8 protein-coding genes are annotated in these 6949 nt (G+C 46.6%); 3 read left to right on the forward strand and 5 right to left on the reverse strand.

Going from position 1 to position 6949, the window contains the following annotated elements:
- Positions 1 to 29: 29 nt before the first annotated feature.
- Positions 30 to 587 carry a cofactor assembly of complex C subunit B gene (locus NIES593_RS03910; protein WP_073598330.1) on the forward strand — a complete coding sequence of 186 codons (558 nt, stop codon included), beginning with the start codon at positions 30 to 32 and terminating at the stop codon, positions 585 to 587.
- 78 nt (positions 588 to 665) lie between these two features.
- On the opposite strand, the gene NIES593_RS03915 is transcribed toward NIES593_RS03910, so the two are convergent.
- Complete coding sequence (locus NIES593_RS03915) at positions 666 to 986, reverse strand: DUF3155 domain-containing protein (RefSeq protein ID WP_015143156.1); 321 nt, start codon at positions 984 to 986, stop codon at positions 666 to 668.
- Positions 987 to 1221: 235 nt separating this feature from the next.
- Between NIES593_RS03915 and NIES593_RS03920 the strand changes: the two genes are divergently transcribed.
- Together NIES593_RS03920 and NIES593_RS03925 are read left to right on the forward strand one after the other, a co-directional pair.
- Entirely contained in the window at positions 1222 to 2577 is a 1356-nt protein-coding gene (locus NIES593_RS03920) for a GAF domain-containing sensor histidine kinase (protein ID WP_073598331.1), read from the forward strand.
- Positions 2578 to 2635: 58 nt separating this feature from the next.
- The gene (locus NIES593_RS03925; protein WP_073598332.1) at positions 2636 to 3817 is read left to right on the forward strand and encodes a M20 family metallopeptidase; all 1182 of its coding nucleotides are present in this window, start codon (positions 2636 to 2638) and stop codon (positions 3815 to 3817) included.
- 121 nt (positions 3818 to 3938) lie between these two features.
- Here the strand turns inward: NIES593_RS03925 and NIES593_RS24490 are convergent, their stop codons facing one another.
- The 4 genes from NIES593_RS24490 to NIES593_RS03940 form a co-directional block, all read right to left on the reverse strand.
- A complete protein-coding gene (locus NIES593_RS24490) occupies positions 3939 to 4127 on the reverse strand; it encodes a hypothetical protein (protein ID WP_217651808.1) in 189 nt (62 codons plus the stop codon).
- On the reverse strand, positions 4124 to 5407 hold the full coding sequence (locus NIES593_RS03930; RefSeq protein WP_073598333.1) for a C-phycoerythrin alpha-cysteine-82 phycoerythrobilin lyase CpeY: 1284 nt from the start codon (positions 5405 to 5407) through the stop codon (positions 4124 to 4126). Before NIES593_RS03930 ends, NIES593_RS24490 begins: the two co-directional genes overlap by 4 nt.
- Before the next feature lie 286 nt (positions 5408 to 5693).
- Complete coding sequence (locus NIES593_RS03935) at positions 5694 to 6560, reverse strand: prenyltransferase/squalene oxidase repeat-containing protein (protein WP_245817269.1); 867 nt, start codon at positions 6558 to 6560, stop codon at positions 5694 to 5696.
- 17 nt (positions 6561 to 6577) lie between these two features.
- On the reverse strand, positions 6578 to 6949 hold a 372-nt coding region (locus NIES593_RS03940; protein WP_139253615.1), incomplete at its 5' end, for an HNH endonuclease.

A 6949-nucleotide genomic window follows, 5' to 3' on the forward strand; every position in this document is an offset into this window, starting at 1 on the left:
GAACTTTGTACTCTCAACTTTAAATTATCATGACTGTCGCAAACAACACTCCTATTTTATTTTCTACCTTTGTGCTGACCTTATTATTAATGGTTGGCTTATTTTTCTTTATTCGTGCCTCGGTAAAAGAGCGAACCGAACAAATCAAACTGATGGCAGAAGAATCCGAAGCCTCTCTCCTCGAACGATTGCAGGCGTATTTTTCCGGGCGCGCCTATCAGCTGGCTGCCGTCGATGCCGACCGCCATCGGCTCGTTTTTCAAGGATTGGTTCGTCCGAGTTGGTTTTTGGCGATTTTCTTAACGGTGTTAGCGGCGTTGGGGTTGCTTTGTTTGTCCCTCGTTCTCTCGCTGCTATACCCTTCCCTAACCAACTGGTTTTTCTGTGCGATCGCACTATCGCCTGCCGCTGGGGTTTTTTACTGGAAGGGAGCCAAACGTCTCGAACGGGTGTATCTAGAAGTCAAACCGCTTTCGACGGAGGAAGGAGCAGCCAAAACTCTCGCGATCGTGACGGCGCATCGAGACGAACTACGCCAACTCCAACAAGCGTTACCATGGGATCGATGGCTGGTTACGGATAATTGAAAAAAATATTCCCACCCGATCCGCACAGATTGCAGATTGGATGGGATAATTAACTCGAACTTAAAAGTCGCCGATAATTTAGCGGTTGCTGCCAGCCGCTATCGGAACCTTACTACCCTGCGGCTGAAGATCGCGCAAACTCGGAAAGAGAAAATGATTCTCTTCTACATATTGAGCACCGAACAAACCTTTTTCTGCCCAAAAGTATCTATCCGTTGTATGCTCGTTGCGTTTGACAACCAACAATGCTGGCGGGGTAATTCCTAGCGATTGGATAAATTTGCGTGCGGCTGTGACAGGTTTATCTTCGCCGCTTTCAATACTATACTGGGGTACTAATTCCAGAATTTTACGTCCTTCTTGGCGACGGCGACTTTTACGCTTCCGTTTTCTTGCCAACCCTCTTACCTCCTATTTTGGCAACTCGCTGTAATCCTAGTTACAAAAGCCGTGGCAATTATATCCGGTTGAGTTAAGAAAATCAACTGTCTCTCAGGAATAAATTTAACGTTCTCTGAGTCTAAAACAAAAGCTATACGTAGTTTTGAGTTATGGTAGCGATAGGATAGACAAAATAATTAATACAAAAAGTAATTTTTCTTCATAAAAATTCAACAAAGTTTCTAGAACTCAGATGTCTCGTTCGCATCCCCTCTTTATTCCTCCCAGTTCGGAGTTTATTGCCCTGTGTCAGTCTCAAATTGCTTTATTGACTAAAGGACTGAAGGCAGATTGGAGTGCGGTATATTTGGCTGAGGAAAGCTTAGAAGGTACAGATACTCACTTAATTCCCATTGCAATCTATCCACAGACAGATTCGGTTTGGAAATCTGATGCTTGTTTGAGCATCTTGCCGGAAGTTTGGAGTAGAGTCACTTCATCCGTTCCCTTGCTCTTAGGCTCATCTGCCGATGAAATCAGCCAATCCCATCGCGAAACCGAAATTGATGCATCAAAAGCTTTATGGGAGGTTTCCTACCCTGAAGGACAGCATCAAATGGTTTTTCCCTTGATGGACGAAGATAGGGTAATGGGTTTACTGGTGACGGGACGCAAAAAGCGGCAATGGAAAGAAAACGAATTAGGTCAGATCGAGCAAATCGCCAAAACCATAGCACTGGCTTGCCTGTTGGATCGGCGGCAAAGTTGGTATCAGCAGCAGTTAAGCCAGCAGTATCGGATTCGTCGCCTAGAAAAAGACAGATTGGATAGTTTGCTCCATCAATTGCGCAATCCTTTAACGGCATTGCGAACCTTTGGCAAGCTGCTACTCAAGCGTCTCCTACCCGAAGATCGCAATCAATCAGTCGTCCGAGGAATTTTACGAGAGAGCGATCGCCTGCAAGAATTGCTGCAAGAATTTGAGGTAGATATAGACGCGACTGCTGGCGACACCGATGCGGTGACCCTAGAAACCAATGCTTTGTCTTTACCCGCAGCCACCTCGGATGACGATTCGCCTTCGCTGTTGCTGGGCAATGCCCTGAGTTTAGAAGCCACAGAAGTGAAAGATGTTCTAGAACCGCTATTAGATTCCGCCCGTGCGATCGCGCAAGAAAAAGACATTCATCTAATTGCCGATCTTCCTTCTAATTTACCTCCCGTGCAAGCCAATTCTAAAGCATTACGAGAAGTATTAAGCAATTTAATCGATAATGCCCTCAAATATACTCCCGCAGGCGGAACGGTGCATATTGCCACTGGATTGGAACGAGTCGATGAAACTGGGAATTGGCAAGGAATTGCCGTGTGCGACACGGGTTACGGAATTCCGCTAGAAGATCGAGAACATCTTTTCGAGCGGCACTATCGGGGAGTTCAGGCGCAAGGAGATATTCCTGGCACGGGGTTGGGACTGGCGATCGTCAGAGAATTAGTCGAACAAATGCATGGCAAAATTGACTTAATCAGTCCCAATGAAATGAGTCAAAATCCGGCTTTGCCTGGAACGACTTTTATTGTTTGGCTACTTGTCGCAGCGGATCGATGAAATCAGCCACAGTAAAGTTATATTAACATCTTAATAAAGCGTACCGTTGTGATAACCAATGCTCTCTGAGATTAAAGATTTAGCAGAAACCCTAGCGCCTCGATTGATTGAAATTCGCCGCCATATCCATGCCCATCCCGAATTAAGCGGACAGGAATATCAAACGGCTGCCTACGTCGCGGGGGTTTTGTCTTCCTGCGGCATTCAGGTGCAAGAGGCAGTAGGCAAAACGGGCGTTGTAGGAAACTTGCAAGGAAACGGCAGCGACGATCGCATTTTGGCAATTCGCACCGATATGGATGCTCTGCCCATCCAAGAGAGAGCCGATCTAGAATTCGCCTCTCGCAAACCCGGAATTATGCACGCCTGCGGTCATGACGTGCATACAACCGTAGGGTTGGGAGTGGCAATGGTGTTGTCTCAGCTGGCAGAACCCCTGCCAGGAAATGTACGCTTTCTGTTTCAACCCGCCGAAGAAATCGCTCAGGGAGCTAGCTGGATGATTCGAGACGGGGCGATGCGAGATGTCAGTGCTATTTTTGGGGTTCACGTATTTCCTTCGATTCCAGCGCGTTCTGTGGGCATTCGCTATGGGGTACTGACGGCAGCGGCAGACGATTTAGAAATCTTTATTCAGGGAGAGTCGGGGCATGGGGCGCGTCCTCACGAAGCGATCGATGCCATTTGGATTGCCTCTCAGGTGATTACAACCCTACAACAAGCTATCAGTCGCACGCAAAATCCCTTGCGTCCCATTGTCTTAACGATCGGACAAATTAGCGGCGGCAGGGCGCCAAATGTGATTGCCGATCGCGTGCGAATGGCGGGGACGGTGCGATCGCTTCATCCCGATACCCATGCCAATTTACCGCAGTGGATTGAAAGAATTGTCGCCAATGTCTGCAACAGCTATGGCGCGAAATACGAAATAAACTATCGTCGCGGCGTACCTTCAGTACAAAATGATTTAACTTTGACTCAGCTATTGGAAGCTGCTAGCCGAGAGGCTTGGGGAAGCGATCGCGTACAGCTTCTCACCGAACCGTCTTTGGGGGCAGAAGATTTTTCTCTCTATCTAGAACAAGCTCCTGGAAGTATGTTTCGTCTGGGGATAGGGTATCCCGACAAGCACAATCCTCCCTTGCATCATCCCGAATTTGAAGTGGATGAATCGGCGATCGTAACGGGGGTAGTAACGCTAGCTTATGCAGCTTATAAGTATTGGCAAGTAGTGCGATGAAGAGAATGTTTACGGGTAACAACGACTTTCTAATAGGTGCATGATAGCAGTCGCATGACCTGCCCAAAGGGGCGTATTAAGATCGGCAATTCTTAAGCCTCTTGCTGTCCAATGGTTGCTATTATATGGCATTGCGAACTGGAACGAGGATATTGGAATGGTATCCAAATTTGGCAACGCAAACTCGATACTGACAGCTTGCTTGCGAGTCATCATCCCATTTCCTTGGAATCCATAAACCGATCGCGGGTAATAATACTATCAATAAGCAAGCACTCAAAAGGTAGCGGATTATTACTTTAGGTTTCATGTGGAATTGTCCAGCAATTCAGCCATTGCTTTGGCTCGAACTAACCAATCGGGATCGCGAGCTGCTATCTCTTTGCCGCTATCGTCTCCAAACTGTTTTAATGCTAGCAAACAGGCATATTTCAAATCCCAAATATTGATATTCAAAGACGCTTTAAGCAGAGGAATCGCCCGTTCGTCTCCTAAATTAGCCAGCGCGATCGCAGCGGCAGCGCGAGATTTTTGAAACTGGGGGCGAGGATTTTGTAAGGCTTCTACTAGCAGATCGAAAGCAGGAGCATATTTGAGCCAGCCGAGCAGTTTGATAACGTGATAGTGCGCTCCGTAGTCGTTGTGCGCTTGTTCGGCATAAGTTGCCATCAACGCCTCTGGTGCTTCGTCTGGATAGGTTTCTAGCAGCGTTTTACTGGCGAGATAACACCGTCCGAAATCGGTCTGGTATAGCTCGTTAACAAGAAAGGCTAAACTAGGAAGCTGGTCGTATTCGTGAACTAAATTTAGCTCGTCTGGGCGATCGCGGATTGCTCGATCCAAATGGGGTTCTATTTTCTGAAAACTAATTTTCCCGGCGGACGTGCCTGCATCGGCTAACAAGCGAATTCCTCGCAGTCTAAAAATAACAGATACGGGACATTTCGCAATCTCAGGAATCGCGTCGTAATACTGGGCATCGATCAAATCTTGAATGCAAGCTCGCCGTGCATTGACGCTTTCGTGTTGCAGGAAGCCAACAACTTTATCAATCTGGCTATAATCGCCGCTAAAACGGGCAACGGCTGCGATCGCAGCAGAAGCAATCGGTTCGTTATCAGAGTCAACAAATTTTTGAATCCGATCTAGAGCGTTTCGATAGTTAAATTTAGCCAACGTCTGAATAATAACCCGATAACTCTGTTCCGGCTTATCTAACAATTGGGCGATCTCTTCTAAAATTGCCTCATCATCCGTACCAATTTCCCCAATTGCCCAAACTGCGTTTTCTACCGTGTAACAATCTTCATCCGCCAAGCAAGCGCGAATGACGGGTATGGCTGCCGTTGCTTTTAATCGTCCTAAACTTTCTATGGCTTTGCGTCGCGTGATGCGATTGTAGAGGTCTCGATCGCGATCGCGAACGGCTTCAATCAAAGCATCGATCGCGCGTTCTGTGGGAAAGTTAATTAAATGAGAAGCGGCAATGTAGCGATCGGTTTTATCTTCAAGTTGCTCTGGCGGGGTTTTTAAGAGCGCGATCGCCTCGTCTTCGGTCAAATTAAAGATATTGAAAAAACGTTTGTCCATCTTCGATTGATTATCGGTGTAAGGGTGCGATATATCGCATTTGTCCGTTAGAGAGCGGGAATCCGATTGAATTCGCTTAAAATTGATTGGTGGGTGCGAGCATCTTGCTCGCAAGCTTATGCGCAAGCAAGATGCTCGCACTTCTAACTCGAATATCTTTATTTAATCAGATTTAAGATCTCATACTGAAGTCGCGATCGCGCAATCTGGATGTATTCGCAATTCGTGTTTCAACCCTTGCTTAGCTATGCGATCTCTGCTGTTTCCTCATTCGCCCTATTCCTGACTAGATTAGGTCGCTATCCGTACAGGTTTTGAGAACTTTTAATGCTCGATAGGTACTTTCAAGATCGGGCAGTCCTACAGGCATACGCGCAAATCCTCCCCGATCCATCTGGCACATCCGCACAAACCGCAGTGCTGCGTCAAGATCAGGAATTTCCATCTGCAACATGAGACTGGCAAAAATCCCGGCATATATCACTTCAAGACTGGTTGCGATCCCCTCTTCTGTTAAGGTAAATCCAGTCTGAGGAACCTGGAGACGCTGAATAAATTGGCGAGTGTCATCCATGTGACTCAGGTCATAATCCAGCTCCTCTAGCAGTGAAATACTCCAATAAGTATCAATTAGGTTTGGTTTAATGCCAAAGCCGCCCTTGTTTTTTAGATTCAGAACAAAATCGATGATTTGCTGGTGATTCGGTATCGCTGCACAGAGTTTTTTAGTTCTGACTTTTCGCAGGAGCCATTGCTGGCTGGCACCCGATTCATTGGGATACATCTGCTCTGGCAGGAGGATTTTCAGACGGCTGAGAACTTTCTGCCAAAATTCATCTAGATGCAGACTGCCCATACGGTAAAGCGTATAGAAGGGAAAGTACAGGTAGTTAAAGGCAGAGGCACTGTGGATTTTCGATAGCGTGCCCGTTGGCGGCAAAAGGCGCGTTTTTAGGTCGGTCAAAATTTGATGGAGATAGGCTTCTACGCGATCGCGGTTGGGAATGGTTTCTCCTAAAAGTTGAAAAGATGCCACAGCAAAAAATGTATCTCTGGGATTGGGTTCTTCCAGGTATTCTATTTTTATCGGGTAAGGTTCGAGGGTCGCCCCTCTCCCCTCCCCTAAGAACGGAACGTGACTGTTTCCAATCATTCCGCTCAAGCCTTACTTCAAGCCTTTGACTTGGTTTTGCTGTGTACCTGCTTATGACACGCTTTGTGTAAGTGGACTAGGTTTTCGGTGTCGTCCGAACCACCTTCTTTCACAGGTATCAGATGATGGGTTTCGATTTGTTCTTCGTTGAATAAGTTCTCCCCGCATACGGTACATTTCCAGTTTTGTTGTTTGGCTACTTGTTTATATTTAGAACCCTTAGCCCAGTATAATTTTCCGTGTTTTGTTTTGCGGTCTTCCCAATAGTCACAGAGCGTGGAATCGTCAGGACTAGAATCTCCTTTAACTTTGACGTGCCTAATAATGGGTGTACTACTGATATTGTAGAGAACAAAGGTTTTATCCTTGTTCCCTCTACCAGTCCCTTT

This window comes from Hydrococcus rivularis NIES-593 (assembly GCF_001904635.1).
GTDB classification, from domain to species: Bacteria; Cyanobacteriota; Cyanobacteriia; order Cyanobacteriales; family Microcystaceae; genus Hydrococcus; species Hydrococcus rivularis.